The 26232-nt window shown below is 59.8% G+C and carries 31 protein-coding genes; 16 read left to right on the forward strand and 15 right to left on the reverse strand.

Translation table 11 applies throughout. From position 1 onward, the window contains the following. Positions 1–376: 376 nt before the first annotated feature. The 3 genes from AB4N33_RS02145 to AB4N33_RS02155 all read right to left on the reverse strand — a co-directional run bounded on the left by AB4N33_RS02145 (position 377) and on the right by AB4N33_RS02155 (position 2928). Positions 377–1276, reverse strand: a complete 900-nt coding sequence (locus AB4N33_RS02145; protein WP_476456312.1) for a hydroxymethylglutaryl-CoA lyase — start codon at positions 1274–1276, stop codon at positions 377–379. A gap of 133 nt (positions 1277–1409) precedes the next feature. Then, positions 1410–1811, reverse strand: a complete 402-nt coding sequence (locus AB4N33_RS02150) for a MerR family transcriptional regulator (protein WP_476456313.1) — start codon at positions 1809–1811, stop codon at positions 1410–1412. Between the two features lie 184 nt (positions 1812–1995). Next, positions 1996–2928 carry a LysR family transcriptional regulator gene (locus tag AB4N33_RS02155; protein WP_460141296.1) on the reverse strand — a complete coding sequence of 311 codons (933 nt, stop codon included), beginning with the start codon at positions 2926–2928 and terminating at the stop codon, positions 1996–1998. Positions 2929–3105: 177 nt separating this feature from the next. Here AB4N33_RS02155 and AB4N33_RS02160 point away from each other — a divergent pair, with 177 nt between their 5' ends. Continuing rightward, entirely contained in the window at positions 3106–4335 is a 1230-nt protein-coding gene (locus tag AB4N33_RS02160; RefSeq protein WP_476456314.1) for an acyl-CoA dehydrogenase, read from the forward strand. 134 nt (positions 4336–4469) lie between these two features. On the opposite strand, the gene AB4N33_RS02165 is transcribed toward AB4N33_RS02160, so the two are convergent. After that, positions 4470–5285 (reverse strand): TatD family hydrolase, encoded by an 816-nt coding sequence (locus AB4N33_RS02165; protein WP_460122625.1) that lies wholly within the window; start codon positions 5283–5285, stop codon positions 4470–4472. A gap of 234 nt (positions 5286–5519) precedes the next feature. Between AB4N33_RS02165 and AB4N33_RS02170 the strand changes: the two genes are divergently transcribed. The 4 genes from AB4N33_RS02170 (at position 5520) to AB4N33_RS02185 (ending at position 8193) form a co-directional block, all read left to right on the forward strand. Beyond that, complete coding sequence (locus tag AB4N33_RS02170; protein ID WP_476456315.1) at positions 5520–6941, forward strand: MltF family protein; 1422 nt, start codon at positions 5520–5522, stop codon at positions 6939–6941. 107 nt (positions 6942–7048) lie between these two features. After that, positions 7049–7483, forward strand: a complete 435-nt coding sequence (locus tag AB4N33_RS02175; RefSeq protein WP_460122629.1) for a DoxX family protein — start codon at positions 7049–7051, stop codon at positions 7481–7483. An 83-nt stretch (positions 7484–7566) separates the two neighbouring features. Continuing rightward, positions 7567–7722 carry a hypothetical protein gene (locus AB4N33_RS02180; protein WP_476456316.1) on the forward strand — a complete coding sequence of 52 codons (156 nt, stop codon included), beginning with the start codon at positions 7567–7569 and terminating at the stop codon, positions 7720–7722. Positions 7723–7884: 162 nt separating this feature from the next. Then, a complete protein-coding gene (locus AB4N33_RS02185; RefSeq protein ID WP_460122632.1) occupies positions 7885–8193 on the forward strand; it encodes a class I SAM-dependent methyltransferase in 309 nt (102 codons plus the stop codon). A 3-nt stretch (positions 8194–8196) separates the two neighbouring features. On the opposite strand, the gene greB is transcribed toward AB4N33_RS02185, so the two are convergent. Genes greB through AB4N33_RS02200 form a run of 3 tightly spaced genes read right to left on the reverse strand, consistent with a single transcriptional unit; the run spans position 8197 to position 11916 of the window. Then, positions 8197–8694: a transcription elongation factor GreB gene (greB, locus tag AB4N33_RS02190; RefSeq protein ID WP_115947228.1), complete on the reverse strand. Its 498-nt coding sequence runs from the start codon at positions 8692–8694 to the stop codon at positions 8197–8199. A gap of 34 nt (positions 8695–8728) precedes the next feature. Next, a complete protein-coding gene (locus tag AB4N33_RS02195; protein WP_476456317.1) occupies positions 8729–11233 on the reverse strand; it encodes an ABC transporter permease in 2505 nt (834 codons plus the stop codon). Continuing rightward, positions 11233–11916, reverse strand: a complete 684-nt coding sequence (locus tag AB4N33_RS02200; RefSeq protein ID WP_368559049.1) for an ABC transporter ATP-binding protein — start codon at positions 11914–11916, stop codon at positions 11233–11235. Before AB4N33_RS02200 ends, AB4N33_RS02195 begins: the two co-directional genes overlap by 1 nt. Positions 11917–11926: 10 nt before the next feature. On the opposite strand from AB4N33_RS02200, the gene AB4N33_RS02205 reads away from it, so the two are divergent. The 3 genes from AB4N33_RS02205 (at position 11927) to AB4N33_RS02215 (ending at position 13955) form a co-directional block, all read left to right on the forward strand. Then, positions 11927–12532 carry an arylesterase gene (locus AB4N33_RS02205; RefSeq protein WP_476456318.1) on the forward strand — a complete coding sequence of 202 codons (606 nt, stop codon included), beginning with the start codon at positions 11927–11929 and terminating at the stop codon, positions 12530–12532. A 56-nt stretch (positions 12533–12588) separates the two neighbouring features. Beyond that, a complete protein-coding gene (locus AB4N33_RS02210) occupies positions 12589–12882 on the forward strand; it encodes a hypothetical protein (RefSeq protein WP_096509755.1) in 294 nt (97 codons plus the stop codon). Between the two features lie 101 nt (positions 12883–12983). After that, positions 12984–13955 carry a L,D-transpeptidase family protein gene (locus tag AB4N33_RS02215; RefSeq protein ID WP_460122640.1) on the forward strand — a complete coding sequence of 324 codons (972 nt, stop codon included), beginning with the start codon at positions 12984–12986 and terminating at the stop codon, positions 13953–13955. A gap of 123 nt (positions 13956–14078) precedes the next feature. On the opposite strand, the gene oprI is transcribed toward AB4N33_RS02215, so the two are convergent. Beyond that, complete coding sequence (gene oprI, locus AB4N33_RS02220) at positions 14079–14330, reverse strand: outer membrane lipoprotei OprI (RefSeq protein WP_003448337.1); 252 nt, start codon at positions 14328–14330, stop codon at positions 14079–14081. Positions 14331–14947: 617 nt separating this feature from the next. Here oprI and AB4N33_RS02225 point away from each other — a divergent pair. Further along, complete coding sequence (locus AB4N33_RS02225; protein WP_368559053.1) at positions 14948–15235, forward strand: GNAT family N-acetyltransferase; 288 nt, start codon at positions 14948–14950, stop codon at positions 15233–15235. A 61-nt stretch (positions 15236–15296) separates the two neighbouring features. Here AB4N33_RS02225 and AB4N33_RS02230 read toward each other — a convergent pair whose 3' ends face one another. Together AB4N33_RS02230 and AB4N33_RS02235 are read right to left on the reverse strand one after the other, a co-directional pair. After that, positions 15297–16373 carry a 3-deoxy-7-phosphoheptulonate synthase gene (locus AB4N33_RS02230; protein ID WP_460122643.1) on the reverse strand — a complete coding sequence of 359 codons (1077 nt, stop codon included), beginning with the start codon at positions 16371–16373 and terminating at the stop codon, positions 15297–15299. A 160-nt stretch (positions 16374–16533) separates the two neighbouring features. After that, a complete protein-coding gene (locus AB4N33_RS02235; RefSeq protein WP_460122645.1) occupies positions 16534–16977 on the reverse strand; it encodes a PilZ domain-containing protein in 444 nt (147 codons plus the stop codon). On the opposite strand from AB4N33_RS02235, the gene AB4N33_RS02240 reads away from it, so the two are divergent. The 5 genes from AB4N33_RS02240 (at position 16976) to cysB (ending at position 20932) form a co-directional block, all read left to right on the forward strand. Further along, complete coding sequence (locus AB4N33_RS02240; protein WP_460122646.1) at positions 16976–17362, forward strand: YbbN family protein; 387 nt, start codon at positions 16976–16978, stop codon at positions 17360–17362. The two genes, AB4N33_RS02235 and AB4N33_RS02240, sit on opposite strands and share 2 nt — an antisense overlap. Next, positions 17359–18315 carry a putative 2-dehydropantoate 2-reductase gene (locus AB4N33_RS02245; RefSeq protein WP_476456319.1) on the forward strand — a complete coding sequence of 319 codons (957 nt, stop codon included), beginning with the start codon at positions 17359–17361 and terminating at the stop codon, positions 18313–18315. Before AB4N33_RS02240 ends, AB4N33_RS02245 begins: the two co-directional genes overlap by 4 nt. A gap of 24 nt (positions 18316–18339) precedes the next feature. Then, positions 18340–19245, forward strand: a complete 906-nt coding sequence (locus AB4N33_RS02250) for a 5'-nucleotidase (RefSeq protein WP_460122650.1) — start codon at positions 18340–18342, stop codon at positions 19243–19245. Between the two features lie 95 nt (positions 19246–19340). Beyond that, entirely contained in the window at positions 19341–19844 is a 504-nt protein-coding gene (locus AB4N33_RS02255) for a universal stress protein (RefSeq protein ID WP_460122652.1), read from the forward strand. A gap of 113 nt (positions 19845–19957) precedes the next feature. After that, positions 19958–20932, forward strand: coding sequence for an HTH-type transcriptional regulator CysB (gene cysB, locus AB4N33_RS02260; RefSeq protein ID WP_460122654.1), 975 nt, complete (start codon positions 19958–19960; stop codon positions 20930–20932). 6 nt (positions 20933–20938) lie between these two features. Here the strand turns inward: cysB and AB4N33_RS02265 are convergent, their stop codons facing one another. Together AB4N33_RS02265 and AB4N33_RS02270 are read right to left on the reverse strand one after the other, a co-directional pair. Then, positions 20939–21421: a GreA/GreB family elongation factor gene (locus AB4N33_RS02265; RefSeq protein WP_460141308.1), complete on the reverse strand. Its 483-nt coding sequence runs from the start codon at positions 21419–21421 to the stop codon at positions 20939–20941. A gap of 2 nt (positions 21422–21423) precedes the next feature. Then, complete coding sequence (locus tag AB4N33_RS02270; protein ID WP_476456320.1) at positions 21424–21831, reverse strand: hypothetical protein; 408 nt, start codon at positions 21829–21831, stop codon at positions 21424–21426. A 124-nt stretch (positions 21832–21955) separates the two neighbouring features. Between AB4N33_RS02270 and earP the strand changes: the two genes are divergently transcribed. Together earP and AB4N33_RS02280 are read left to right on the forward strand one after the other, a co-directional pair. Next, a complete protein-coding gene (gene earP / locus AB4N33_RS02275) occupies positions 21956–23107 on the forward strand; it encodes an elongation factor P maturation arginine rhamnosyltransferase EarP (RefSeq protein WP_476456321.1) in 1152 nt (383 codons plus the stop codon). 48 nt (positions 23108–23155) lie between these two features. Then, positions 23156–23725, forward strand: coding sequence for an elongation factor P (locus AB4N33_RS02280; RefSeq protein WP_003226785.1), 570 nt, complete (start codon positions 23156–23158; stop codon positions 23723–23725). A gap of 182 nt (positions 23726–23907) precedes the next feature. Here AB4N33_RS02280 and AB4N33_RS02285 read toward each other — a convergent pair whose 3' ends face one another. The 3 genes from AB4N33_RS02285 to AB4N33_RS02295 all read right to left on the reverse strand — a co-directional run bounded on the left by AB4N33_RS02285 (position 23908) and on the right by AB4N33_RS02295 (position 26167). Continuing rightward, positions 23908–24918, reverse strand: coding sequence for an alpha/beta hydrolase (locus AB4N33_RS02285; protein ID WP_460122661.1), 1011 nt, complete (start codon positions 24916–24918; stop codon positions 23908–23910). A gap of 34 nt (positions 24919–24952) precedes the next feature. Beyond that, positions 24953–25372 (reverse strand): organic hydroperoxide resistance protein, encoded by a 420-nt coding sequence (locus AB4N33_RS02290; protein ID WP_460141312.1) that lies wholly within the window; start codon positions 25370–25372, stop codon positions 24953–24955. A 333-nt stretch (positions 25373–25705) separates the two neighbouring features. Further along, the gene (locus AB4N33_RS02295) at positions 25706–26167 is read right to left on the reverse strand and encodes a MarR family winged helix-turn-helix transcriptional regulator (protein WP_476456322.1); all 462 of its coding nucleotides are present in this window, start codon (positions 26165–26167) and stop codon (positions 25706–25708) included. Positions 26168–26232 lie beyond the last annotated feature (65 nt).

Here is a 26232-nt window from a genome sequence, read left to right on the forward strand (position 1 = left end):
CTGATCTACTTTCTCGCTGAGCGATCCAACCGTTCGGTAGCTACCTGAAGGTAGTTTTATTGTTCTCTGCCCGGTTGCGGGTAACTTCGAGAAGCACCCTGAAAAGCACACCTTCTCCAAAAAAATCTGTTAGCTGCGTCTCTGCCGTGTTGTTTTTGTTATGTCAGAGTCGTTTCGTCTTGTTTTTATTGGTTTGCTGCTTTTTATTCTTGTTATGCCATAGAGATAGCAGAAGCCGTGCCAACTTTTAAAAATCCTTTAAAATCAACAACATAATATTTTGTGAGATTTTTCTCTCAGGCAAACACCGACAATTTGTTTCCGTGTTACTCGCTTTTACCCCACACCGTGACCGGTGCGGTAACACCCCGCGCACTCACTGTGCGCTACGGGCCTTGGCCACGCGCGAACCACTGGGGCGCCCCAGCACTGCACTGATCTGCTGACCGGCGCGAATCAGCGCGTCGAGGTCGATGCCGGTTTCGATACCCAGACCGTTGAGCAGGTAAACCACGTCTTCGGTCGCGACGTTACCGCTGGCACCCTTGGCGTAGGGGCAGCCGCCGAGGCCGGCGATAGAGCTGTCGAACACCGAAATCCCTTCCAGCAGGCTGGCATAGATGTTCGCCATCGCCTGGCCATAGGTGTCGTGAAAATGCCCGGCCAGTTTGTCGCGCGGTACCTGGGCCGAGACCACGTCGAACATCTTGCGGGTTGCCCCCGCCGTGCCGGTACCGATGGTGTCGCCCAGGGAAACCTCATAGCAGCCCATGGCGTAGAGTTCGCGAGCGACGTACGCCACTTGTTCCGGTATGACTTCGCCTTCATAAGGACAGCCCAGCACACAGGACACGTAACCGCGCACGGTAACGCCGTGTTGCCTGGCCATGTCCATGATGGGCACGAAACGCTCCAGGCTTTCCTTGATCGAGCAATTGATGTTGCGCTGGGAAAACGCTTCGGACGCTGCTGCAAATACCGCGACTTCCTTGACCCCACTGGCCAGTGCGTCTTCAAAGCCGCGCAGGTTGGGGGCGAGCGCACCGTAGGTGACGCCGGGCTTGCGCTGGATCTGTGCGAAGACGTCAGCGGATCCGGCCATCTGCGGCACCCATTTGGGCGATACGAAACTGCCGACCTCTATATAACCGAGGCCTGCGGCCGTCAGTGCATCGACCAGTTGCACCTTGTCGGCGACGCTGATGGGTTGGGCTTCGTTTTGCAGACCGTCGCGGGGGCCGACTTCGACCAGGCGTACGTGGGAGGGTAGGGGCATGGCTTGAGTCCTATGTTCATTCCTGTAGGAGCGAGCTTGCTCCGGGCGGCGTTCCGACGATGGCGGTCGCCTGAACGGCTGCGGTGTCTGGGCTTGCATCGCGAGCAAGCTCGCTCCTACAGGGGGAGGGTAGTTATTGGATGGCCTGCTGGCTCTTGAGTGTTTGCTCCAGCGCCTGAACGCAGCGTTCTTCGGCGGTATCGAGTTCCAGTTTCATCTGTTCGATGTCCAGCAACTGTTGTTCGAGCTGTTCCCGGCGCTCGGTGATTTTCGCCAGCATGCTGTGCAACTGCTTGGTGTTACCGCTGGACGGATCATAAAGTTCGATCAACTCGCGGCATTCGGCCAGGGAAAACCCGATACGCTTGCCGCGCAGGATCAGTTTCAGGCTGACCTTGTCCCGTGGCGAGTAAATGCGTTCCTGGCCACGGCGCTCAGGGCTGAGCAGGCCTTGCTCTTCATAAAAGCGAATGGCCCGCGTGGTGATGTCGAGTTCGCGGGCGAGATCGGAGATGCTATAGGTCTGGCTGCTCATGGAAGCGCTCGAAGAAGGTCATGGCGCTAAGCTAAAGGTTGCTTGACGTATACGTCAAGGGTCTGGAGTCGGTGGTATTGCTGGCCTCATCGCGGGCGAGCCCGCTCCTACAGGGAATTGTTTAACGGCGCTGATTTCTGTGGGAGCGAGCCTGCTCGCGATAGGACCGCCCCGATCCAAAACCCTACACCACCTTCTCCAGCTTTCTCTCTTGTGCCGTCACCTGCTGGCACAACTCGATCATCTGCTCGCGCATCCAGCGGTTGGCCGGGTCCTGGTCAGTGCTTTCGTGCCAATAGAGATGGGTTTCCACCGGCGGCACGTCATTGACCGGTACGCTGAAGGCCAGCAGATCGTTACGGCGCGCAAAGCGCTCCGGCACGGTCATGACCATGTCGGTTTGCTGCAACACTTGTGAGGCCATCTGGTAGTGCTGGGAACGCAGGGCAATCTTGCGTTGGATGCCCATCTTGCCCAACGCCAGGTCGACATGGCCAAGGCCGCTGCGACGGCTGGAAATATGCACGTGGGTCATGCCCAGGTAATCATCGAGGGTGAGTTTGTCCTTGCCCGCCAGTGGGTGACCCTTGCGCATCGCGCACACGTAGCGGTCTTCCATCAGCTTGACGTGACGCACCTGGGGGTCGGTGTTGAGCGGCGCATCCACCGCGAAATCCAGGCGCCCGGCCGCCAGTTCCTTGGTGGTTTCACGGCGTTTGGCCAGGAAGCTCTCGATGATCACTGCCGGCGCCAGGCGACGCAGGCGCTGGAACAGCGGCGGCAGAATCACCGCCTCGGTGAGGTCGGTCATGCTGATGCGATAGGTCTTGACCGCCTGCAACGGGTTGAAGATCCGGCTCTCCTGCACCGACACGCGCAGCAATGACAGGGCATTGCGCACCGGGCCGATGATGTTTTGGGCCATCGGGGTGGGCACCATGCCCTGGGCCGTACGCACGAACAGGGGGTCGTTGAAGGTCTCACGCAGGCGCGCCAAGGCATTGGACACCGCCGGTTGAGTGATGCCGACGATTTGCCCGGCACGGGTCAGGTTGGCTTCGGTGTAGATCGCATCGAAGACGATGAAAAGGTTGAGGTCGACCTTGCTCAGATTCATTGCGCTTCACTCTTATTGTAGGGCGGTCTGGACGGGCACGGAGGCCTTGGCAATCAGCCGATCATATATCGGTGATGAATGTTAATACACGCGGAGAATAGGCTAGGTAAATTTTCGTAGCTGCTCTAGCATCGATTGCATGCCCTAAACAACTTCCCCCAAGAAGGTAGCTGCCCCATGGATTTCGCTTATTCGCCCAAGGTTCAGGAACTGCGTGAGCGCGTGACCGCGTTCATGGATGCATATGTTTACCCCGCCGAAGCCGTGTTCGAGCGTCAGGTTGCGGAGGGCGATCGCTGGCAGCCGACGGCGATCATGGAAGAACTCAAACTCAAGGCCAAGGCTGAAGGCTTGTGGAATTTGTTTCTGCCTGAGTCCGAGCTCGGCGCGGGCCTGACCAACCTCGAATACGCTCCCCTGGCGGAAATCATGGGCCGCTCGCTGCTGGGCCCCGAGCCGTTCAACTGCTCGGCGCCGGACACCGGCAACATGGAAGTGCTGGTTCGTTACGCCAATGAAGAACAGAAACAGCGCTGGCTCGAACCGTTGTTGCGGGGCGAGATCCGTTCGGCATTTGCCATGACTGAACCCGATGTCGCATCCTCCGACGCCACCAACATGGCCGCCCGCGCCGTCCGCGACGGGGATGAGTGGGTGATCAACGGCAAAAAATGGTGGACATCGGGTGCCTGCGATCCGCGTTGCAAGATCATGGTGTTCATGGGGTTGAGCAGTCCCGATGCGCCACGTCACGCCCAGCACTCGATGATTCTGGTGCCGGTGGATACACCAGGTGTGAAAATCGTCCGTCCACTGCCCGTGTTCGGTTACGACGACGCACCTCACGGCCACGCCGAGGTGCTGTTCGAAAACGTCCGGGTGCCGTACGAAAACGTCCTGCTGGGCGAAGGCCGTGGCTTTGAAATCGCCCAGGGGCGCCTGGGCCCAGGTCGGATTCACCACTGCATGCGTTCGATCGGCATGGCCGAGCGCGCGCTGGAGCTGATGTGCAAGCGCTCCATGGAGCGCACAGCCTTTGGCAAGCCACTGGCGCGCCTGGGTGGCAATGTCGACAAGATTGCCGACTCGCGGATGGAAATCGACATGGCGCGCCTGCTGACCCTGAAAGCCGCCTACATGATGGACACCGTCGGCAACAAAGTGGCGAAGAGTGAAATCGCGCAGATCAAGGTGGTCGCGCCCAATGTGGCGCTGCGGGTCATTGACCGGGCGATCCAGATTCATGGCGGGGCGGGGGTGTCCAACGACTTCCCGCTGGCCTACATGTACGCGATGCAGCGCACCCTGCGCCTGGCCGATGGCCCGGACGAAGTGCACCGAGCGGCCATCGGCAAGTTCGAGATCGGCAAGTATGTGCCGCGGGAGATGATGCGCAGCAATCACTAAACACGCCAGACCCCTGTAGGAGCGAGCATGCTCGCGATGGAGCCACGGACACCTCGGGGTGTCAGGCTGCCCGCGTTATCGTTAACGTCCATCGCGACGGTTCGACGCCTCGACATGCTCGCTCCTACAGGGTTTCAGGGTTTGCTGGAGACCACCGGCAAACCAAAAAACGCCCGCGCACACGCCGTGCTGTGGGCTGCCAGGTCCTGCTCGCTTTCCCCTCGGTGCAACGCCACTTCGCGCAACACTTCGGTCAGATAGGCTGGCTCGTTGCGACCATTTTTCGGTTTGGGCCGCAAGCTGCGCGGCAGCAGGTAAGGCGCGTCGCTTTCCAGCATCAGGCGCCCTCGTTTGATCTCCTTGACCAGCGGATGCAAATGCGTGCCGCGACGCTCGTCGCAGATCCAGCCGGTGATACCGATGTGCAGGTCGAGATCGAGGTAGCTGAACAGCGCCTGTTTTTCCCCCGTGAAGCAATGCACCACGGCTGCCGGCAGTTTGTCGCGGTAATCGCGCAGGATTTCCAGCAAACGCTGATTGGCGTCCCGCTCATGGAGAAATACCGGCAGTTGGAGCTCGACCGCCAGCGCCAGATGCTCTTCCAGGACTTTCTCCTGCTGCGGGCGCGGCGAGAAGTCGCGATTGAAATCCAGTCCGCACTCACCCACGGCCACCACGTTTGGCTCCTTGAGCAAACCTCGCAGACGCTGCGCGCTGTCGGCATTCCAATCGCTGGCCGCGTGCGGGTGGATGCCGGCGGTGGCGAACAGCCGCTGCGACGTTTCATCCAACTGCCGGCACAACTCCAGCGCCTGTTCGCTGCCGTCAACGCTGGTGCCGGTCAGTACCAATTGGCAGACCCCGGCGGCATAGGCACGCTCGAGCACGGCCTGGTGTTTGTCGGCAAAACTGGGGTTGGTCAGGTTGACGCCGATATCGATGAGTTGCATGGTGCTACCTCGGACCCAGGGCCGGAAAGCATATCAGAGCTGTAGATTTATAATAAAAGCCAAGAACTACAACGAGTTAAAGCGGTCTTTTGAGGCCGGAAGACGCCTTGGACTGGTCACGTGGCCATCACTGTGCCAGTCTTTCGTACTTTGCCAGCGCTCAATGCGCTCTGTTTCCGTCGCCCGATTTCATCAATGCTTTGAAATCGGCCCCGTCCTTCTTGCGGAGAGTGGATGACCCGTCCCTCGATTTTGCTCCTGCTGTGTGCTGCGCTGCTGCTTCCGATGCCGGCGGTTGCACGCCTGGCCGGTCCGCTGCAAGCCGTGCCGGCGGCCAAGGTGCGCGATCTTTCGGAGATCCGCAGCAGTCGGGTGCTGAAAGTGCTGGTCAACCAGAGCCGCAACAGTTCCGGCGAAGTACAGGGTCAGTCAATTGGGGTCGAATATCATCGGCTGCGTGCCTTCGAGCAATACCTCAACGGTCATGCCCGCGATGGCCAGGAGATCAAGCTCAAGATCATTCCCAAAAGCAAGGACCAGTTGCTCGGCGCATTGCAGCGCGGGGAGGGGGACCTGGTTGCACCGGGGGAGTTGCTGGATCTGCAGCCGGGATACGCCGTCAGTACCAGTGAGCCGGTTGCCACCAATATCCCATTGGTGCTGGTCGGTATAAAGGGCGAGAAGCGCTACACACGCCTCGAGCAACTGTCGGGCAAGACCCTGGCATTGCCGACCGGCAGCGTCGCCGGTGACGCCATCAGCCAGATCAACCAGAAGCTGGCGCTGCACAAACTGCCACCGGTGACAATCGAGTGGGTCGATCCGAGTCTTGCGATCGAGGACGTATTGGAGATGGTGCAGGGCGGGATCTTTCACCTGACGATCGTTGAGCAACCGATTGCCGAGCGTTGGGGCAAGATCCTGCCCAAGCTGCGTTTTGACAAGCAGGTGATGATCAGTGAACCCGGAGAAGAGTTCTGGTTCGTACGACGCGACGCGACGATGTTGCGGGCCAGCATCGATCGCTTCCTGGCCGGCTATAAAAAGCCTTCGGATCAGGATGCGGCGTTCCTGCGCATCTATCGCCGTCTGTACCAAGTGCATTATCCGTTGGCCAAGAGCGATCGCCAGCGCCTGGAGAAACTTCGACCGGTGCTGCAAAAACATGCCGATGCGCAAAACATGGACTGGCTGAACCTGGCGGCGCTGGCGTTCAAGGAGTCCGGCCTGCAACCCAAGGCCCGTAGCGGTGGCGCGCCAACCGGGCTGATGCAGATCACCCCGTCAGCCGCGCAGCGGGTCGGCGTCAGCAACATTCAGGAAGTCGATGGCAATGTGCAGGCCGGCGCCAAGTACCTGGCCATGATCCGTCGCAAGTTTTTTGCCAGCCCAAAACTCAACGAGCGTGAGCGCATGGCGTTCACGTTGGCGGCCTACAACATCGGCCCGGAACGGGTTCAAGGTATGCGCGCCGAGGCGCGGCGGCGTGGCTTGAATCCCAACCAATGGTTTTTCCAGGTGGAACGCATCGCCATGGAGCAGGTGGGAATGGGCCCTGTCAGCTATGTTAATAGCGTGAACAAGTATTACCTGGCATTCGATCGGGAGCGGGAGTCGTTGGAGCCCCAGGGGCAAAAAGTCGTTTCAAGGAAGTGATCGAATAAACTGATTGTTATTGCGAAAAATTTGCGCTTTTAGCATTTGTTTTATCGATTAATATGGCGACCAACCAACACACACAACTCCATTAGGGACGACACAACATGAGCACAATGATCAACAAGGTACTGTTTACCCGCGCAGGCTACGGCCTGACTGTCCTGCGTATTTTCGTCGGCATCATCTTCGCTGCCCACGGCTCGCAGAAACTCTTCGGCGCCTTTGGCGGCTACGGCCTGGCCGGCACCGCCCAGTACATGGAAAGCATCGGCCTGACCCCTGGCTACGTGATGGCGACTTTGGCGGGCGGTACCGAGTTCTTCGCCGGCCTGGCCTTGATCATTGGCCTGCTGGTGCGTCCGGCGGCACTGGGCCTGACCTTCCTGTCGCTGGTGGCGATCTTCAGCGTGCACATCAGCAATGGCCTGTTCATGGCCAACAACGGTTACGAGTTCGCCCTGGCCTTGCTCGGTGGCAGCATCGCGGTATTGATCGAAGGTGCCGGCAAGCTGTCGGTGGACCGCGCCATCGCCGGCTGACTGCATTGGCTGAAGGAAAAGGCCCGCATTGCGCGGGCCTTTTTTGTTGCTCGTCTCACGCCCTCACCTCTGTAGGAGCGAGCATGCTCGCGATGGTCGTCAACGATGACGCTGGGCAACTGATGCCCCGTGGTGCCTGTTCCACCATCGCGAGCAAGCTCGCTCCTACAGGGTGGTTTGGCGATGTGCTGGGCGCGCGCAAAGGCCGGTTCTTGACACCTCCGCATCAGCTTCTCTAGGATGTTGCCCATGCGCCGATTTAAACAGCTACTTGCGGGGCGCCAGGTGACTCATTCAGTTGCCGATAGAAGCTTGAGATGGGCTTCGAAATACCGCTAAAGCGCTGGTTCGGTGTTGCCTCTCACCTGCCATGCAGACTTTTGAGGCAGAGACACGACACGATGAATGCACTAAACCCTGTTGTACGCCCCGCGCCGATCACGGCACATCTCACTCAGCGCAATCCAAAAATCCTGCTTGGCGGCAAACATCAGCCGACGCTTTTGCGTTATCTCGATGGCTGGCCACGGCGTACCGGTGGACCCGCCGCATTCCTGATCCAATTTGTCGAAGACGGTGAGTCACTGGCGCGATTCGCCAGTGACAGTTTTGACCTGGCCGTGATCCAGTCGCCCAGCGCACAAGATGCAGCCGAAGTGATCAAGCAATTGACCCGCGTAGCACGCCAGGGACTGATCACTCGTCGCTGAGCGTCAGGGGTAGTCGATCGCCACGATATACACGCACTGCTCGCCAGTCGGTGTCTGCACGCGGACTTCGGCGTCCAGTGCCTTGCCGATCAAGGCACGGGCCAGCGGTGAGTCGATGCTGATCAAGCCCAGTTTCAAATCCAGTTCGTCCGGGCCGACGATGCGATAGCGCGACTCCTTGCCATCCTCGTCTTCGATCGTGACCCAGGCGCCAAAGTAGACTTTGTTCGGGTCGCTGGGTTTCTCGCTGACAACCTTGAGCGCTTCCAGGCGCTTGGTCAGGAAGCGCACTCGGCTGTCGATCTCGCGCAGCATCTTTTTGCCGTAGGTGTATTCAGCGTTTTCCGAGCGATCACCCTGGGCGGCCGCTTCGCTGACCGCTTGCGTCACCTGTGGTCGGCGCACGTGCCAGAGTTCGTGAAACTCGGCGCGCATCCGCGCTTCACCCTCAGGGGTGATCAGCGCGGTGCCGGCGGTGCGGGGAGGGCGGTAACGGCTCATGGCGACTTCTTGTGATGGAGAAGGCTGGAGTCTATCAACCCTCGCGCAACACTGTCAGGGGGCTGGCATTGAGCGCGCGACGGGTGCCGAACACGCCGGCCCCGCCGATCAGTGCGGCGCCGATCAGTGGCAGCACCAGCAACCAGGGGTGCGGGTGCCACGGCAGGTCGAACGCGTAGCGGTAAAGCACCAGGCTCACCAGTTCCGAACCCAGCGCTGCCAGCAAGCCGCTGACCGCGCCCAGCAGCCCGAACTCGATGCGCCGCGCCTTGACCAGCAACTGTCGCTCGGCACCCAGTGCGCGCAGCAAGGCGCCCTGGCGGATGCGCTCATCCAGTGTCGCTTGCAAGCCTGAGAACAGCACCGCCATCCCCGCCGCCAACACAAACAGCAGCACGTACTCCACCGCCAGGGTGACTTGGGCGAGGATGCTGCGCAGTTGTTCAAGCAGCGCCTCGACCTGCAGGATGGTCACGGCTGGGAAGGCGCGGGACAGGTCGACAATCTGCTGGTCGTGACCGGCCGCCAGATAGAAACTGGTGAGGTAGGTCGCCGGCAAATCCTTCAATGTTCCCGGTTGGAAAATCATGAAGAAGTTGGGCTGGAAGTTGTCCCAGTTGATGTCCCGCAGGCTGGTGACCTTCGCCTCACGATTGACCCCGCCGACGCTGAACACCAGGTGATCACCCAGTTTCAGCTTGAGGCTCTCGGCGACCTTGCCTTCCACTGATACGCCCGGAATGTCGGTCGACGGCTGTTCGCTCCACCAACTGCCGGCAGTGATTTGATTGCCGGCGGGCAGGTCCGCTGCCCAGGTCAGGCTCAGGTCGCGCTGGATCGCCCGGTCCCCGGCGGAGTCCTTGCTGACAATCTGCTGCACCGCCTCGCCATTGATACTGATCAGCCGACCCGGGACCACGGGGTACAACGGTGCTGATTGTGCCGACACTTCGATCAGGCGATCGGTGAAGGCCTGTTTGTCGTCTGGCAGGATGTTCAGCGCGAAATAGTTCGGTGCATTTTTCGGCAGTTGATTCTGCCAGGTATCCAGCAACTCGCCCCGCAGCAGGGCGATCAGCGCCATCGACAGGAGAATCAGGCCGAACGCCAGCGATTGGCCCGCTGCTGCCAGTGGATGCCGCAGCAATTGACCCAGACCCAGGCGCCACGGCAACGAAGCGCGCGCGAGCAGGCGGCGCAGGCTTTTCAACAGCAGCAAGAGCAGGCCGCCCAGTACCAACGCGGCGACCACGCCGCCACCGAGCAGGGCGAAGGTCAGCAGCAGGTCCAGGCTCAGGCGCCACATGATCAGGCCGAGGGCGCCCAATGCCGCGCCATAGACCACCCAAGTGCTGGATGCAATGGGCAGCATGTCACGGCGCAGTACCCGCAGGGGCGGCACGCGACCCAGCGCTGCCAACGGCGGCAAGGCAAAGCCGGCCAGCGCGACCAGGCCCGTGCCAATCCCGGCAATGGCCGGAAACAGGCCTCCCGGCGGCACGTCGTTGGGCAACAGGTCATGCAGCAGCGCGAACAGTCCCAGTTGCGCCAGCCAGCCGATCATGGCGCCGCTGAGGCTGGCCAGCAGGCCGAGCACGGTGAGTTGAAGACTGAACAGCACCAGCGTTTCCCGGCGCGACAATCCCAGGCAGCGCAACAGCGCACTGGCATCGAAGCGGCGAGTGGCGAAGCGTGTCGCCGACAGCGCCACCGCCACACCGGCCAGTAACACAGCGACCAGGCTGGCCATGTTCAAGTAGCGTTCAGCCTTGCCCAGCGCACCGCCAATCTGCTGGTTGCCGTCTCGGGCATCCTGGATGCGCTGGTTGGCGTCGAGGCCAGGTTTGATCAGTTGCCGATAGGTTTCCAGTGCCTCGGCTTTGCCGCGCCAGAGTTCGCGATAGCTGACCCGGCTGCCTGGCTGCACCACGCCGGTCGCGGCGAGGTCGCTGAGGTTGATCAACACCCGTGGCGTCAGGCTGTAGAAGTTGCCGGCGCGGTCCGGTTCGTAGGTGAGTATCCGCGCCAGCTTCAGGGTGCGCATGCCAACATCGATGCTGTCGCCGATCTTCAGGTCCAGCGCGGTCAGCAGCCGTGCTTCGACCCAGGCTTCCCCGGGCCTGGGCCCTCCGCCGGCGACTTCCGGTGCCAAGGGGGCAGGGGCGCTTTTCAGTTCTCCTCGCAATGGATAGGCATCGTCGGCCGCCTTTATGCTGGACAACTGAATACCGTTATCGGTGGCGATGACACTGGAGAATTCCACCACCTGGGCATGTTCGAGCCCCAGTTCCGTGCCGCTTCTGATCTGTTCGGGCCGTGCGGGTGAGCTGCCTTCGAGCAGTAAGTCGGCGCCGAGGAACTCGGTAGCGCGCAGCATCATGGCGCCATTGAGGCGGCCGCCGAAGTATCCGATGGCGGTACTGGCCGCCACCGCCACCAGCAAAGCGAAAAACAATACCCGCAATTCACCGGCGCGGGCGTCACGCAGTAACTGGCGGATGGCGAGACTGAACAGGCGCAACAGCGGCAGACGTGCCATCAAGGCTCCAGAGGGGCGACCAGCAGGCCCGCTTCAAGACGGATCAGGCGCCGGCAGCGATGTGCCAGGCGTTCATCATGGGTCACCAGCACCAGGGTGGTGCCGCGCTCCTTGTTCAGCTCGAACAGCAAGTCGCTGATTCGCTCGCCGGTGTGGCTGTCGAGGTTGCCGGTGGGCTCGTCGGCAAACAGCACGTCGGGTTCGGCGGCAAACGCGCGGGCAATTGCCACGCGCTGCTGTTCGCCGCCCGAGAGCTGGCGGGGCGAGTGAGTCAGGCGCTGCCCAAGACCGACCCGTTGCAGCAGCCCCGTGGCACGTTCCCGGGCGTCCTTGCGGCCATCGAGTTCCAGCGGCAGCATGACGTTTTCCAGGGCATTGAGGCTATCGAGCAACTGAAAGGACTGGAACACGAAGCCGACGTGTTCGGCACGGATACGCGCCCGTTGATCTTCGTCCAGCGTGCTCAGGCCCTGGCCGGCAAGGGTGACTTCACCGCTGCTGGGCAGGTCGAGACCGGCCAGCAGGCCAAGGAGGGTGGATTTGCCGGAGCCGGAGGCGCCGACGATGGCCAGGCTGTCGCCCTTGTTCAGTTCCAGGCTGAGTTCGTGCAGGATAGTCAGTTCACCTTCCGCGCTGGGGACCACTTTGCTGAGGTTCTTCGCGGTGAGAATGCTTGCGCCCATGGAGAATCCGATGCGTGTATGGTTTTTGAGTGCTGGCCTGGCCTTGATGTGCATGGCCCAGAACGCAGCGGCGGGTACAGTCCTGATCGTTGGCGATAGTATCAGCGCCGGTTTCGGCCTGGATACCCGCGTGGGGTGGGTGTCACTGCTTGAACAACGGCTCAAGCAGGAAGGTTTCGACGACAAGGTGGTTAATGCGTCGATCAGCGGCGACACCAGCGCGGGAGGCCGGGCGCGCCTGCCTGCGCTGCTTGCAGAGCATAAGCCTGAGTTGGTGATCCTGGAGTTGGGCGGCAATGATGGCCTGCGCGGAATGCTGCCGACGCAATTGCAACAAAACCTTGCAATGATGATCGACAGATCCCGCGCCAGTGGTGCCAAGGTGTTGTTGCTGGGCATGCAATTGCCTCCCAACTACGGAGCGCGATACACCAAAGCGTTCGCCGAGGTGTACAGCAACGTCGCCGACCAGAAAAAGATCCCGCTGGTGCCGTTTTTTCTGGAAGGCGTGGGCGGGCATCCGGACATGATGCAAGCCGATGGCCTGCACCCGGCGGCGGGGGCCCAGGACAAGTTGCTGGAAAATGTCTGGCCGGCACTGAAACCGCTGCTTTGACGCTTTTCTAGTGGCCGGGATTCGGCTAATGTGGCGCCCCCTATCTGGAGCCCCCGATGCCGCGTCCCGCCTGGTCACTTTTTGCCTATCAACTGATCGAGCCAGACGAGCAGTTGGATTTGTTCGCCTGCCAGGAAGTGCGTGTGCATCTGGTGACCCGTCAGTTGGAGCTGGGAGGTTCGGCCGATCGCACCCTGTGCGGTAGCCTGCTGCCGGCACAACCGCGCTGGTCGAGCGTCGACCGCAAGGTGTTTCAGGATCAGCGCCTATGCTCACTGTGCCGGGCCATCCTCGAATCGCAGAAGCGTGGGACCTCGCCTATCTGGCCAGAGCTGCGTTTCGAGCTCTGACACATCCCGATACGCGAGCCATCGACCATCTCCCCGAATTTATGGGTGCCGGTGTACAATCGCGTTTTTCACCCTTGTCGATCTTGCGAAGGATTTTCCGGATGTTGCCGCGCTTTCCTGCCGTCACCCGCTGCCTGACACTTGCCGCCCTGTGCGCTGCGGGTCCCGTAGCTGCATTGGAGTTGCCCCTGCCACCGCCTGGTGAAGACATCGTCGGCCAGGTGCAGGTCATCAAGGCCAAGTACGAAGACACCTTCGCCGACCTTGGCACCACTTACGATCTGGGTTACACAGAGATGGTCGCGGCCAACCCTGGCGTCGATCCCTGGTTGCCGGGTGCTGGCACCGAAATCGTGTTGCCCACCCGCTTCATCCTGCCACCTGGCCCGCGTGAAGGCATTGTCATCAACCTGGCTGAGTACCGCCTCTACTATTACCCCAAGGGCCGGAACGTGGTGTACACCTTCCCGTTGGGTATCGGTCGCGAAGGCTGGGGCTCGCCAATCGCCCACACCAGCATCATCGCCAAGACGCCTAATCCGACCTGGACGCCTCCGGCGTCGATCAAGGCCGAGCACGCCGCCGATGGCGATCCGCTGCCGAATGTCGTGCCAGCCGGTCCCGACAACCCGCTGGGCCCGTTCAAGTTCACCCTGGGCACACCGGGCTACCTGATCCACGGTTCCAACAAGAAGTTCGGCATCGGCATGCGCACCAGCCACGGCTGCTTCCGCATGTTCAACAACAACGTGCTGGAAATGGCCGGCATGGTGCCGGTGGGCACGTCGGTACGCATCATCAATGACTCCTACAAATTCGGTGTCAGCGGTGGCAAGGTCTACCTGGAGGCCCACACGCCGCTGGACGACAAGGGCAACCCGTCGGTGGTCGACAAGCACACTGCGGTCATCAACGCGATGCTCAAGCGCGAAGACATCACCAACAACCTGCGTATGAACTGGGATGTTGTGCGTGATGTGGTGGCCGCTGAAGATGGTCTGCCAGTGGAAATCGCCGTGCCCAATCAGTCGGCACCGATGGTCTCCAGCGCTCCGCTCGATCCTCTGCAATAAGGCTTCTTTCAAACCCGTCGACGCGGCTGCGTCGGCGGGTTTTTTATTGCTTGGACGAAACGTCGGGCAATAAAAAAGCCGACCCAAAAAATGGGTCGGCTTGATAACAATCCCGAGGGATTATTACTTGCGGCTAGCTTTTTCCAGCATGCGCAGAGCACGCTCGTTAGCTTCGTCAGCAGTCTGTTGTGCTTTTTGAGCAGCAGCCAGAGCTTCATCAGCTTTACGGTAAGCTTCGTCTGCACGAGCTTGGGCGCGAGCTGCTGCGTCTTCAGTTGCAGTCAGACGTGCTTCGGTTTCTTTCGATACGCTGCTGCAACCGGTAGCCAGAACTGCGGCCAGAGCCAGAGCAGAGAATTTCAGAACGTTGTTCATCGTGTTCCCCTTCAAGGACTTTCCATTAAGTGGCTGTCTCCTCACAGTGAGGAAAGAGCCGGCGTACATACTACCCATTACTTGTCGTAAGTAAACTGACGTAAAGCAAGAAGCCAAAAAAATTGTAGGCGTTGATTCTTTTTCGAGCAACTTTTACTTACGTTTGCTTAAAAAATATCCAGCCACGAGCCCCGCGTAGAGCGAGTTGGCACGAAAAAGTTCCCGGCCCGCGCGACTGTTTACAGGCTCTTGACTAAAGTCTGGCTAGATGGATTCGTCTACACTTTCGTTGGGGGGCTGCGTGACCGCTCTCATATCTTTCTCCTAGTTGAGGTGACTTAATAGAGAGACGTTCGTCTTAAGTCTCAACATCCGGCAATGTGCAGGCGATCGACCTTCGGGAATTTTCGGTCGAGCTGCCCTGCGTCATCTGCGGCCAAACCCTGCGCGAAGACGAGCGTGCCTTGAGCAATTGCGTCAATGGTGCCTACTATTTGATACGTGCTCGGTGCAGCTTTCTCGGTGTCCATTGAGGCACAGGGTGGCGTAGATGTTCCTTCGCCGGAAAAACATCGGTAAGGTAGGGGTCAGCATATAAAGACCCGCGAGGAGTAGTGATGAGTGAGGCGTTGTCCATCCACCATGACCAGGCTGGTCATCAGTTCGAGACCAATGTGGACGGTCATCGTGCCTACCTGACCTACATGGATCTGGGGAAACAGACCCTGGATATCTACCGCACGTTTGTGCCCAACGCGCTGCGTGGCCGTGGCATTGCGGCAGCCTTGACCGAAAAGGCGCTGGAGTATGCCGAGCAGATGGGCTACACCGTCATCCCTTCGTGTTCCTATGTGGAGCGCTACATGGAGCGTCACCAGCGCCATGCGGCCAAGCTCAGTCAGTAAATCGAACGCACACAAAAACGCCGGGCTCAGCCCGGCGTTTTTGTGTGCGCAGCCAAAGTGATCAGTTGCGATCGCGCTTGGGCAGTACATCCTTGAGCTTGGCATGCATGCTGCGCAAGGTGTTCTCGGTCGCGGACCAGTCAATGCAGGCATCGGTGATCGACACGCCGTATTGCAGGTCGGCGAGGTCTTTCGGGATAGCCTGGCAGCCCCAGTTCAGGTGACTCTCGACCATCAGGCCGATGATCGACTGGTTGCCCTCGAGGATCTGGTTGGCAACGTTTTCCATGACCAGAGGTTGCAGTGCCGGGTCCTTGTTGGAGTTGGCGTGACTGCAGTCGACCATGATATTGGGCTTGATCTTCGCCTTGTTCAGGGCCTGTTCGCACAGGGCGACGCTGACCGAGTCGTAGTTGGGTTTGCCATTGCCGCCGCGCAGTACCACGTGGCCGTAGGCGTTGCCCTTGGTCGTCACGATCGACACGCCACCTTCCTGGTTGATACCCAGGAACCGATGCGGGCTGGAAACCGACTGCAAGGCGTTGATCGCAACGGTGAGGCCGCCATCGGTGCCGTTCTTGAAGCCGACTGCCGAAGACAGGCCGGAGGCCATCTCGCGGTGAGTCTGGGATTCGGTTGTCCGCGCGCCGATCGCCGACCAGCTGATCAGGTCCTGCAGATATTGCGGGGAAATCGGGTCAAGGGCTTCGGTGGCGGTCGGCAGGCCCATCTCGGCCAGGTCCAGCAGTAACTGACGGCCGATGTGCAGGCCGTCCTGGATCTTGAAGGAGTCGTCCAGATACGGGTCGTTGATCAAGCCTTTCCAGCCGACGGTGGTGCGTGGCTTCTCGAAATACACGCGCATGACCAGATACAGGGTATCGGATACTTCCGCCGCCAGGACTTTCAGTCGTTCAGCGTATTCATGGGCCGCCTTGATGTCATGGATCGAGCAAGGCCCGATCACCACGAACAAGCGATGGTCGGTGCCATCCAGAATGTTGCGAATGACTTCGCGGCCCTTGGTGACGGTGCGCAGTGCGGCGTCGCTCAGAGGGATGTCACGCTTGAGCTGATCAGGCGTGATCAGCGTCTCGTTGGAAGAGACGTTCAGGTCGTTGATCGGTAAATCAGCCATCGTTTACTCGTCAGGTCACGGGTGCCGGCCGCCAGCGAACCCGCGCGGCGGAGCACAGCAAATTAAGCGCGTCGGGGAGCGGAACCTTAGCGCGTTACACCGTAGCTCGACAATGGGCAGACGCCGGTTTTACGGGCATTTCCCACCAATTGATGACCCTTCAGTCTGCCACCGCCTGGGCAAATGCCTTGTGAACGGTGTCGTGGGAGAACTCATCGGCATGTTGCTGGACCCATTCCAGGGCCAGGGCCTGTGTTTCCTGGAGGTCGTCATGGGCATCGTGCAGGCGGCAGTAGCGTTCGATCTGACACACCTGCTCACCCATTCGCGCCGTGAACATCATCTGCTCATCGACGAAGGCGATACCCACCAGGTAACCACGCTTGCGTCGCAGGCACCAGGCAACATAACCCAGGTAGCGCAGGTCGGGGTTCAGCGTTGGCATGCGCACTTCCAGCGCCGTGCCGTGGCGCCAGGCACGGTGGTAATTGCAAGCCATGCCCCCGAGGCTGATAGAGTGCAAGTGTTGCCGCGAAATGCACTCTGGCTTGAGCAGCGTCAACTCCACCGGTACATCGTCAGGATGAGGAATGAAGCGTCCCATGAGCACGGACTCCATGTGTCGGCCATCTGACATTATTTCCCCCAGTATAGTGGCCGAATTAGAATTGACCGATTTCGACGCCGACCAGCGGTTACTGGCAATGAGCGGCGTTTCGCTGCTGATTTTCACCAGCGTCGGCTGTTCCGGTTGCCGTTTTGCCCGGGAGCAATTGCCTGGGCTGAAGCTGCACGTCGATCGCCTGTGCTGGATCGATGCGGGTAACAATGGTGGGTTGGTCGAGCGTTACGAGGTTTTTCATTTGCCGGCGCTGTATGTCGTGCGCGACGGTGAGTTTTTCGGGGCATTGAAGTCGCGCCTGACCGCCACTGAGCTCAACCGGGCCATTGGGCTGGCGCTGCGAACTACCGCAGAGGAGTTGCCATGACAGGAACAGTCGCAAAGCCGACCATCGGTATCATCGGGACCGGGGCGATCGGTGGTTTCTACGGATTGATGCTGGCGCGGGCCGGTTTCGATGTGCATTTTCTGTTGCGCAGCGAGTTTTCGGCGGTGGCAGAGGGCGGATTGCACCTGGACAGCGCCGTGCATGGCGCATTGGCGTTAAATCCCGTGCAGGCCTATTCGTCCGCCGAAGACATGCCGCCCTGCGACTGGTTGCTGATCGGGGCGAAAACCACCAGCAACGCCGTTCTGGTGCCGGCCATACTGGGTGCCGCTGCGCCAGACGCCAAGGTGCTGTTGTTGCAGAATGGCCTCGATGTCGAGGACAGCCTGCGCGATTTGCTGCCCGAGTCCATGCACATCCTGGGTGGACTCTGCTACATCTGTGTCCACCGTGAAGGCCCGGGCGTTATCACCCATCAGGCACTGGGGACGGTGCGCGTGGGCTATCACAGTGGCCCGGCCGCCGGTGAGCGGGAGCGGGCAGCGATCGTCGATGAGGGCGTCGGCCTGTTCCTGGCATCGGGGATCGACGCTCACGGCATGCCCAACCTTCATGAGGCCCGCTGGCAGAAACTGGTGTGGAATATTCCCTACAACGGCTTGTCGGTTTTGCTGGGGGCGAGTACTGAGCCGTTGATGGCCGATGCCGACAGCCGTGAACTGATCAAAACGCTGATGGCTGAAGTGGTGCAAGGCGCAATCGCCTGTGGTCACGAAGTGCCGTCCGGTTATGCCGATCACCTGTTCACCATGACCGAAAAAATGCCTGACTACTGGCCGAGCATGTACCACGATTATCTGTACAAACGCCCGCTGGAACTGGCCGCGATTTATGCAAGGCCCCTGGCAGCCGCCAAGGCGGCAGGGTGCGAGATGCCGAGGGTCGAAGCGCTGTACCAGAGTTTGAGTTTTATCGATCGACGCAACGCTTGAGTCGATCAGCCAAGGGGGAAGGGGATGGCCAAGACGATTGATGACAAGCTGGTGCTGGCGATTTCTTCGCGCGCGCTGTTTGATCTGAGCGAGAGTCACAAGGTGTACCTGTCGAGCGGTGTGGAGGCCTATCGGCAGTATCAGATCGAGCACGAGGATGAAATCCTTGAACCCGGCGATGCCTTCCCGCTGGTGCAAAAGCTCCTCAACCTCAATGCCAGACTGGGTCGCGCCCGGGTCGAAGTGGTGCTGGTGTCGCGCAACAGTGCCGATACGGGGCTGCGTGTATTCAACTCGATTCATCATTACGGGCTGTCCATTTCTCGCGCGGCGTTCGTCGGTGGCCGTAGCCCGTATCCGTATCTCAAGGCCTTTGGTTGTGACCTGTTCCTGTCCACCCACGCCGAAGACGTGCGCAGCGCGTTGGACGCCGGGTTTGCGGCGGCAACCATTCTTTCCGGTGGTGCCAGCCGCGCCGAGAGCGATGAATTGCGGATTGCCTTTGACGGTGATGCCGTCCTGTTTTCTGATGAATCGGAACGCATTTACCAGGCGGGTGGCCTGGAAGCGTTTCAGGCCAGTGAGCGCGAAAGCGCCCGCCAGCCATTGCGTGGCGGTCCGTTCAAAGGGTTTCTGGCGGCCCTCAATCTGTTGCAGCGTGAGTTTGCCGACGACGCCTGTCCGATCCGCACGGCGCTGGTCACGGCGCGTTCGGCACCGGCCCATGAACGGGTGATCCGCACCTTGCGTGAATGGGACATTCGCCTGGACGAATCGCTGTTTCTCGGCGGCCTGACCAAGTCGGCGTTCCTTGAAGCTTTCGCCGCCGACGTGTTTTTCGACGATCAGGCAGGCCATTGTGAGCTGGCCCGTGAGGTGGTCGCTACCGGCCATGTGCCTCATGGCATAAGCAACGAGCAAAAAGTTTAAGCCGCTGGTTCAACGTGTTACGCAAGGCGTCGTACTCGTCAACGCACTGCTAAGCTGAATCAATCTCCGCCATGTTGGCATTGCGAGGAGATCCTATGATTCGTTCGATGCTGTATGCCACTGACCTGGGCCTGTATGCACCTGTGGTGATGCAGCATGCCTTGGCGCTGGCGCGAACCTTCAACGCCGACCTGTATGTCGTGCACGCGGTTGAACCCATGGGGCTGTTTGCCGAATCGGTGTTGCAGAGCTACCTCGATGAGCGCGCATTGAATGAATTCCACAGTCAGGGCTTGAACACGGTCATTGCCAATATCGAGCAGCGCGTGCTCGACAGTTTTCGCGAAGAGCTGGGAGGTGAAGGAGAGCAGGATCTGGAAAGGATTCAAGCGGTGCGGGTGCTCCAGGGCGATCCGTCGCAGGTCATTCTTGATCAGGCACAGAAACTCTCTGTGGATTTGTTGATCCTAGGCAGTCATAGCCATGGTGCTGGCGCGGAAACGCCCTTGGGCAGGACCGCAGCGCGGGTATTGCAGTTGGCTCCGGTCCCGGTCTATCTGGTGCCGCTGGCGGAACGCCGGCGCCGAGGGGATCGCTAGAACACGAATAATGGCAATTTGATTAAAAAGTTCTAGATTTATTCTTCAAGCCATTAATATAGTTATATACCGTCGCTGATGCCCGTGGCGTCTACCTGCTTTGAGGGATTGATATGAAGCTTCAACAATTGCGCTACATCTGGGAAGTGGCGCACCACGACCTCAACGTTTCCGCTACCGCCCAAAGTCTTTACACCTCGCAACCGGGCATCAGCAAACAGATCCGCCTGCTGGAAGACGAATTGGGCGTCGAGGTGTTCGCCCGCAGTGGCAAGCACCTGACCCGCGTCACCCCGGCTGGCGAGCGCATCATTACCACCGCTGGCGAGATCCTGCGCAAGGTGGAAAGCATCAAGCAGATCGCCCAGGAATTCTCCAACGAGAAAAAAGGCACCCTGTCGATCGCCACCACCCACACCCAAGCCCGTTATGCATTACCGCCGGTGATCAGCAACTTCATCAAGCAGTACCCGGAAGTTGCCCTGCACATGCACCAGGGTTCACCCATGCAGATTGCTGAAATGGCGGCTGATGGAACGGTCGACTTCGCGATCGCTACCGAAGCACTGGAGTTGTTCGGCGACCTGGTAATGATGCCGTGCTATCGCTGGAACCGCTGCGTGGTCGTGCCGCACGGCCATCCGCTGACCAAGCTGCCGAAGTTGACCCTCGAAGCCCTCGCTGAATACCCGATCGTGACTTATGTGTTCGGTTTCACTGGCCGTTCGAAACTCGACGAAGCGTTCAGCCATCGTGGCCTGACGCCTAAAGTGGTGTTCACCGCCGCCGACGCCGACGTCATCAAGACCTACGTACGCCTCGGGTTGGGTGTGGGCATCGTGGCGAAAATGGCGGTCGATACCAAGCTGGACAACGATCTGGTGGTGCTTGACGCCAGCGAGTTGTTCGAATCCAGCATCACCAAGATCGGTTTCCGTCGCGGCACTTTCCTGCGTGGCTTCATGTGCGATTTCATCGAGAAATTCGCCCCGCACCTGACCCGTGAAGTCATGGCCAAGGCCATTGCGTGCCACAACAAGCAGGAACTCGAAGAACTGTTCGATGGCGTCGAGTTGCCCGTTCACTGATCGCCGTCAAATGACCTCGGTGACAGAGAACTGTTGCCGAGCGCCCGCCACCACAATCTCCACTTCATCTCCCTCGAATTTGCCCAGCAGGCTTTTGCCCAGCGGTGAGCGAGGGGTGATGACCGTGATCAGTTGGCCCACCAGGTCGACTTTCAAGCCTGCCGCGTCGGGCGCCAGGAACAGCCATTGTTCACGACCCGTTTCGTCCTCCAGGCCGAGCAGCGCGCCGACTTCGATGCCGCGCTGATCATCATAGGCCCGCAGCGTCAGGTTTTGGCACAGCGTCAATGACTGCCTGATTTCTTCCATGCGTCGCGCTTGCCCGGTCGCCAGGTAAGAGGCCTCCAGCCCCAGGGTGTCGTACTTGTTCTCGGCGACGTTTTCTTCGTGGGTGGCGGTTTCGTAGGCGGTTTGCGCGGCACGCTCGGCGACGTCGAGATCGATCTTCAGCCTGTCGATAATCAGTTGGTGGACGGTCGTCTTGTTCATGATCAATCGCAGAATTGCAGGACATTGGCGCGGCTTTTTTCGCTGGGCGCTGTTCGGTCCTGTTGCAGCCAGAACTGGCATTTGGGGTTGGACAGGTTGCGATTGCTGCTGCGCGCCTGGTCCAGTCGTTGTGCCTGTTCGTTCTTGCGCAGGTTTTCTTCGTACTGCTCGAACTGCGGACTTGGAGGGGGCAGGTCGGGCGCCTGTTGTATCACGGGCGGGTTGGCCAGTTGGTGCACCGCCTGAGCCACGGGCGCCAGTTGTTCGGTAAACAGCAAGCGCGAGGCGAGCCAGCAGGTCAATGCGATTGCAATGAATCCCAGCCACACACCCAGGGCTATGCTGCCTGTCAGTTGCAGGGCGTTGAGCCGACTTGGCAAAGTTCGGCGAGGGTTGGTGCGGTGGGGCATGGTTGCCTCCTGGCGGGTGGTGGCGGGCAAGTGGCGATTGTCGCATGAAGATTAATCGCCGTCGGCTCTTCTGCACCGGGTAATTTATGCGGACAATCGACGCTTTTGCCAACGGGAACCTGGAATGCCTGAAATGAAAACCCGCTGGGATATCTTCTGCACCGTGGTCGACAACTTCGGTGACATCGGCGTGACCTGGCGCCTGGCCCGACAACTGGTGGCCGAACACTCGCTGGCGGTGCGGTTGTGGGTCGATGATTTGCGTGCGTTCGAGCGCCTCTGCCCGGGCATCGATATTCATGCCACTCAGCAATGGCAGGAAGGTGTCGATGTGCGCCATTGGCCAGCCGACTGGCTGCCCACGGATGTTGCGGATGCTTCGGATGTCGTGATCGCCGCTTTCGCCTGCCAGCTGCCAAGTGCCTACATGGACGCCATGGCGGCACGAGACAAGGCGCCGTTGTGGATGAACCTCGATTACCTGAGTGCCGAAGACTGGGTCATTGGCTGTCACGGCTTGCCTTCGGTGAAGTACAAAAACGTACAGAAATACTTTTTCTTTCCCGGGTTCCAGGTGGGCACCGGTGGCCTGCTGCGTGAACGCGGTTTACTTGAGCAGCGTCGGCATTTTCAGCAAAGCCCCGAGGCTCAACGAGAATTCCTGCTCAGTCTAGGGATCCATCCCGCGCAGGATGCGCAATTGATCTCGCTGTTTGCCTACGAAAACCCGGGGTTGGCCAGTTGGCTCGACGTGATGGCGGCAGACGCGTTGCCGACGCACCTGCTGGTGCCGGAAGGGCGGATTCTGGGCGATGTCCAGCGTTGGCTTGGGGTCGATGGCCTGGCACCGGGTGCTGTGCACCGGCGCGAGTCCGTCACCGTGCAAGTGCTGCCATTCGTCCGCCAGGATCAATATGACCGACTGTTGTGGAGCTGTGATTTCAACGCGGTGCGCGGCGAAGACTCGTTCGTTCGGGCGCAATGGGCGGGGCGGCCGCTGCTCTGGCATATCTATCGACAGGACGAAGACATCCATCTGGACAAGCTCGAGGCCTTCCTGACGTTGTACACCCAAGGGCTTTCGGCGCCGGCTCGCGAGGCGATCAGCGGTCTTTGGCGGGCATGGAATGGCGGCCATGCGGTGGCCGATCAGTGGCAGGTGACCCGTAAACACTGGCCGGAACTGCAAAAACATGCTGAGGCGTGGTGTCTGGAACAGGCCTCGCGGGCGGATCTTGCCGCGGCGCTGGTACAGTTTTACCTAAATTGGCTATGATACGCGGCCTAGATTTTAGTAACTCCCATCCAAATTCGGATATTCGCAATGAAAACTGGTAAAGAACTCAAACCCGGTACCGTGATCCGTATCGACAACGATCCTTGGCTGGTTCAGAAAGCTGAATTCACCAAATCGGGCCGTAACAGCGCGATCATGAAGACCAAGCTGAAGAACCTGCTCACCGGTTACAAGACCGAAACCGTTTACGGTGCGGACGACAAACTGGACGACGTGATCCTCGACCGTAAAGAAGCGACCCTGTCCTTCATCAGCGGCGACACCTACACGTTCATGGACACCACTGACTACACCATGTACGAGCTGAACGCCGAAGACATCGAAAGCGTTCTGCCATTCGTGGAAGAAGGCATGACCGACGTTTGCGAAGCCGTGTTCTTCGAAGAGCGCCTGGTATCCGTGGAGCTGCCGACCACCATCGTGCGTCAGGTTGACTACACCGAAGGTTCCGCTCGCGGTGACACTTCGGGCAAGGTGATGAAGCCTGCCAAACTGAAGAACGGTACCGAGCTGTCGGTTGCTGACTTCATCGAAATCGGCGATATGATCGAGATCGATACCCGCGAAGGCGGTTCCTACAAAGGCCGTGCGAAATAAGCACTGCTTGAGGAATGAAAAAGCCCGACCATTGAGTCGGGCTTTTTTGTGCCTGTCGTCCCTCTGTAGGAGCGAGCACGCTCGCGATGATCGTCAACGATAACGCGGGGTATCTGGTTCTCCGCGTTTTCTGGACTTGCATCGCGAGCAAGCTCGCTCCTACAGGGACGGCGGGTGGGTGATTATTTCAGGTGTTCCTTGAGCTCTTGCGATGCCTGCAGCATGGCCGAGCGCACTGCCGGCACCTGGCTGACGACGTTGAGCAAACCGTAATCGTGGATCATGCCGTTGTAGCGAACCGAGGTCACCGGAACGCCGGCTTCGTCGAGCTTGCGGGCATAGGCTTCACCTTCATCGCGCAGCACATCGGCACCGGCGGTCTGCACCAGGGCAGGTGGCAGGCCCTTGAGCTGGGCGGTGGTGGCGCGCAGCGGCGAGGCGTAGATCTCGTTGCGCTGTTTGGCGTCGGTGGTGTAGTTGTCCCAGAACCACTTCATCATGTTGCGGGTCAGGAAGTGCCCCTCGGCAAACTGGTTGTAGGACCCGGTGTCGAAGTTGGCGTCGGTCACCGGCCACAGCAGCACCTGGAACTTGATCGCAGGCGTGCCCTTGTCCTTGGCCATCAGGGCGACAACGGCTGCCATGTTGCCGCCGACGCTGTTGCCGGCCACTGCCAGGCGCTTGCCGTCGACATTGATGTCCTTGCCGTGCTCGGCCACCCACTTGGTCGCGGCGTAAGCCTGGTTGATGGCCACCGGGTAATGCGCTTCCGGCGAGGGGGTGTAATTGACGAATACCGCCGCTGCCCCCGACCCCGCCACCAGGTCACGTACCAGTCGTTCGTGAGTCGGGAAGTCCCCCAGCACCCAGCCACCGCCGTGGAAGAACATGAACACCGGCAGCTCGCCCTTGACCCCGGCCGGCCGAACGATGGTCAGGCTGATCGATTGTCCGTCGACCTGAATCGTCTTCTCGCTGACATCGGCTTTTGGCAGCGTCAGCTTCACCCCCGATTGCGCACCCACCAGCACGGCGCGGGCGTCTTTGGGGGTCATCTGTTCCATCGGTTTGCCGGTGCCGGCGTTCAACACATCCAGGAACGCCTGGGTGTTGTGTTCAACGTCGCCGGCGAATGCGCTGTGGACGGACAGAGCGAGCAGGGTACCGGTCAAGACTTTGCTGAAAGTGTTCATGTTCTTTTCCTGTTCGGGCTTGGGTTACCAGCAGTTAGACGGCCACGTGCAGACGCACATCAACGTTGCCACGCGTGGCGTTGGAGTACGGGCAAACCTGGTGAGCGGCGTCGACCAGCGCTTGTGCATCGGCTTGTTCCAGGCCTGGCAGGCTGATGTGCAGATCGATGTCCAGGCCGAAACCGCCAGGAATCTGGCCGATGCCGACATGGGCAGTAATCGAGGCATCTGCCGGGATGCTGCGCTTGGTCTGGCTGGCAACAAATTTCAGGGCGCCGATGAAGCAGGCCGAGTAACCGGCGGCGAACAGTTGCTCAGGGTTGGTGGCTGCGCCGCCGGCACCGCCGAGCTCTTTTGGGGTAGCGAGTTTGACGTCGAGGATGTTGTCGCTGGAAACCGCACGACCGTCACGGCCGCCAGTGGAGGTTGCGATTGCGGTGTAGAGAGTTTGCATGATGTAAGCCTCGTTCGGAGTTGGATTATTTCGCGCTAAATGTTTGCGCGTTAACTAAGTGCGAGGTGAATGTAGCGCGCCAATAGTTAGCGCGCAAGATAAATTTTTGAAAAAAATGCGCTGTACTGCCTCCAGCAGCGGTTAGATGGGCTGGGATGGTTGATCTAGAGGGGTTTTGGCAGGATTTTTTTGTTGCGAAAATTTTGACTTTTGTGGGAGTGAGCCTGCTCGCGAGGCAGCGCGTCGGTCAACTTCCATGCTGGATGTGGCAACGCAATCGCGAGCAGGCTCGCTCCCACAGGGGCGGCGGGGGGCAGCCGGATCGGTGGAGTCTTAAAGACTGTTCTGCAAATTACCGCGCAGCACTTGCAGTTCCTTTTGCAGGTTCTGCAATCGCTCCAGCGTCATGCCGCTGGCGCCGAGGATGCATTGGGGGATGCTGCGGGCCTTGTCTCGCAGGGCCCGACCTTGTTCGGTCAGTTCGACAATGACCACCCGCTCGTCCTCGCGGCTGCGGGTGCGGCTGAGCAGGCCTTCGGCTTCCAGGCGCTTGAGCAGCGGGGTCAATGAACCGGGATCGGTCAGTAGTCGCGTGCTGATCTCGCCTACGGTCAAACCGTCCTCTTCCCACAACACCATCATTGCCAGGTACTGCGGATACGTCAGGTCCAGTGCCTTGAGCAGTGGTTTGTAGACCTTGGTCATCAGCAGCGAGGTGGAATGCAGGGCGAAACAGGCCTGGTTATCCAGCAGCAAGTCGTCGCAATTGTCTTGGGTGTCGCGGTCGGTGGTCATTTCTAAACCTTGGTAAATGGTCTGCTGAATCTAGCGGTCCAATGTTTAATGCGCCAGACAATTTC

It is taken from the genome of Pseudomonas sp. S1_E05 (genome assembly GCF_056337105.1).

What these genes read in the sequence shown, in the direction of transcription:
- AB4N33_RS02145 (WP_476456312.1), bottom strand. Translation starts at nt 1,276, where the DNA reads ATGCCCCTACCCTCCCACGTACGCCTGGTCGAAGTCGGCCCCCGCGAC.
- AB4N33_RS02150 (WP_476456313.1), bottom strand. Translation starts at nt 1,811, where the DNA reads ATGAGCAGCCAGACCTATAGCATCTCCGATCTCGCCCGCGAACTCGAC.
- AB4N33_RS02155 (WP_460141296.1), bottom strand. Translation starts at nt 2,928, where the DNA reads ATGAATCTGAGCAAGGTCGACCTCAACCTTTTCATCGTCTTCGATGCG.
- AB4N33_RS02160 (WP_476456314.1), top strand. Translation starts at nt 3,106, where the DNA reads ATGGATTTCGCTTATTCGCCCAAGGTTCAGGAACTGCGTGAGCGCGTG.
- AB4N33_RS02165 (WP_460122625.1), bottom strand. Translation starts at nt 5,285, where the DNA reads ATGCAACTCATCGATATCGGCGTCAACCTGACCAACCCCAGTTTTGCC.
- AB4N33_RS02170 (WP_476456315.1), top strand. Translation starts at nt 5,520, where the DNA reads ATGACCCGTCCCTCGATTTTGCTCCTGCTGTGTGCTGCGCTGCTGCTT.
- AB4N33_RS02175 (WP_460122629.1), top strand. Translation starts at nt 7,049, where the DNA reads ATGAGCACAATGATCAACAAGGTACTGTTTACCCGCGCAGGCTACGGC.
- AB4N33_RS02180 (WP_476456316.1), top strand. Translation starts at nt 7,567, where the DNA reads ATGCTCGCGATGGTCGTCAACGATGACGCTGGGCAACTGATGCCCCGT.
- AB4N33_RS02185 (WP_460122632.1), top strand. Translation starts at nt 7,885, where the DNA reads ATGAATGCACTAAACCCTGTTGTACGCCCCGCGCCGATCACGGCACAT.
- greB (WP_115947228.1), bottom strand. Translation starts at nt 8,694, where the DNA reads ATGAGCCGTTACCGCCCTCCCCGCACCGCCGGCACCGCGCTGATCACC.
- AB4N33_RS02195 (WP_476456317.1), bottom strand. Translation starts at nt 11,233, where the DNA reads ATGGCACGTCTGCCGCTGTTGCGCCTGTTCAGTCTCGCCATCCGCCAG.
- AB4N33_RS02200 (WP_368559049.1), bottom strand. Translation starts at nt 11,916, where the DNA reads ATGGGCGCAAGCATTCTCACCGCGAAGAACCTCAGCAAAGTGGTCCCC.
- AB4N33_RS02205 (WP_476456318.1), top strand. Translation starts at nt 11,927, where the DNA reads ATGCGTGTATGGTTTTTGAGTGCTGGCCTGGCCTTGATGTGCATGGCC.
- AB4N33_RS02210 (WP_096509755.1), top strand. Translation starts at nt 12,589, where the DNA reads ATGCCGCGTCCCGCCTGGTCACTTTTTGCCTATCAACTGATCGAGCCA.
- AB4N33_RS02215 (WP_460122640.1), top strand. Translation starts at nt 12,984, where the DNA reads ATGTTGCCGCGCTTTCCTGCCGTCACCCGCTGCCTGACACTTGCCGCC.
- oprI (WP_003448337.1), bottom strand. Translation starts at nt 14,330, where the DNA reads ATGAACAACGTTCTGAAATTCTCTGCTCTGGCTCTGGCCGCAGTTCTG.
- AB4N33_RS02225 (WP_368559053.1), top strand. Translation starts at nt 14,948, where the DNA reads ATGAGTGAGGCGTTGTCCATCCACCATGACCAGGCTGGTCATCAGTTC.
- AB4N33_RS02230 (WP_460122643.1), bottom strand. Translation starts at nt 16,373, where the DNA reads ATGGCTGATTTACCGATCAACGACCTGAACGTCTCTTCCAACGAGACG.
- AB4N33_RS02240 (WP_460122646.1), top strand. Translation starts at nt 16,976, where the DNA reads ATGAGCACGGACTCCATGTGTCGGCCATCTGACATTATTTCCCCCAGT.
- AB4N33_RS02235 (WP_460122645.1), bottom strand. Translation starts at nt 16,977, where the DNA reads ATGGGACGCTTCATTCCTCATCCTGACGATGTACCGGTGGAGTTGACG.
- AB4N33_RS02245 (WP_476456319.1), top strand. Translation starts at nt 17,359, where the DNA reads ATGACAGGAACAGTCGCAAAGCCGACCATCGGTATCATCGGGACCGGG.
- AB4N33_RS02250 (WP_460122650.1), top strand. Translation starts at nt 18,340, where the DNA reads ATGGCCAAGACGATTGATGACAAGCTGGTGCTGGCGATTTCTTCGCGC.
- AB4N33_RS02255 (WP_460122652.1), top strand. Translation starts at nt 19,341, where the DNA reads ATGATTCGTTCGATGCTGTATGCCACTGACCTGGGCCTGTATGCACCT.
- cysB (WP_460122654.1), top strand. Translation starts at nt 19,958, where the DNA reads ATGAAGCTTCAACAATTGCGCTACATCTGGGAAGTGGCGCACCACGAC.
- AB4N33_RS02265 (WP_460141308.1), bottom strand. Translation starts at nt 21,421, where the DNA reads ATGAACAAGACGACCGTCCACCAACTGATTATCGACAGGCTGAAGATC.
- AB4N33_RS02270 (WP_476456320.1), bottom strand. Translation starts at nt 21,831, where the DNA reads ATGCCCCACCGCACCAACCCTCGCCGAACTTTGCCAAGTCGGCTCAAC.
- earP (WP_476456321.1), top strand. Translation starts at nt 21,956, where the DNA reads ATGCCTGAAATGAAAACCCGCTGGGATATCTTCTGCACCGTGGTCGAC.
- AB4N33_RS02280 (WP_003226785.1), top strand. Translation starts at nt 23,156, where the DNA reads ATGAAAACTGGTAAAGAACTCAAACCCGGTACCGTGATCCGTATCGAC.
- AB4N33_RS02285 (WP_460122661.1), bottom strand. Translation starts at nt 24,918, where the DNA reads ATGAACACTTTCAGCAAAGTCTTGACCGGTACCCTGCTCGCTCTGTCC.
- AB4N33_RS02290 (WP_460141312.1), bottom strand. Translation starts at nt 25,372, where the DNA reads ATGCAAACTCTCTACACCGCAATCGCAACCTCCACTGGCGGCCGTGAC.
- AB4N33_RS02295 (WP_476456322.1), bottom strand. Translation starts at nt 26,167, where the DNA reads ATGACCACCGACCGCGACACCCAAGACAATTGCGACGACTTGCTGCTG.